Raw genomic sequence first — 601 nt, 5'->3', positions numbered from 1 at the left:
TCGCCGCCGCACTGGAAGATGCGAATTTTCGGCACGGTTGTTGAGGCTTTTATGCGAACGATGCTCCATACCGGGCATGATCTCTCGTTTTGCTGCATCGTAAGAGCGCAATTTGTCGGTCACCATAACGCGTGGCGTCATGCCTTGGGCCTTCAGCAACTTGCGCATTAGCCAAAGAGCGGCGCCCTTGTTTCTACGGCTTTGCGCAAGAGCATCGAGAACATAGCCATTGGCATCCACGGCGCGCCACAGCCAGTATTTCTTACCCTTGATGGGCACGGCCATCTCATCGAGATGTCACTTGTCGGCAAGTTACCGTGCGAATGTTGCCGGAGGCGGTAGGCAAACTTGTGACCCAATTGTGCTGCCCATTTGCAGACCGTTTGATACGACACATCGATCCCACGCTCGGCCAGCAGGTCTTCGACATCTCACAGGCTCAGTGGGAAACAATGATAGAGCCATACTGCATGGACGATAATCTCAGCAGGAAAACGGTGACGCTAGTAGCAGGGTGTGTTGTATCGGCATTGGGTAGCTCGGTCATCTCAACCCAATATCAGCGCTATCAATGAAAATATGTTAAAGCGACGCCACCGCT

Annotated in this window: 1 pseudogene; it reads right to left on the bottom strand. The window is 53.1% G+C overall.

The annotated features are described in order from the left end of the window. Positions 1–482: pseudogene (locus JNC70_RS22820) on the bottom strand (IS6 family transposase); the annotation flags it as partial. Positions 483–601: the final 119 nt, after the last annotated feature.

This window comes from Brucella oryzae, from assembly GCF_041929965.1.
Taxonomy (GTDB): domain Bacteria; phylum Pseudomonadota; class Alphaproteobacteria; order Rhizobiales; family Rhizobiaceae; genus Brucella; species Brucella oryzae.
This window is presented reverse-complemented; position numbering and strand designations above follow the sequence as displayed.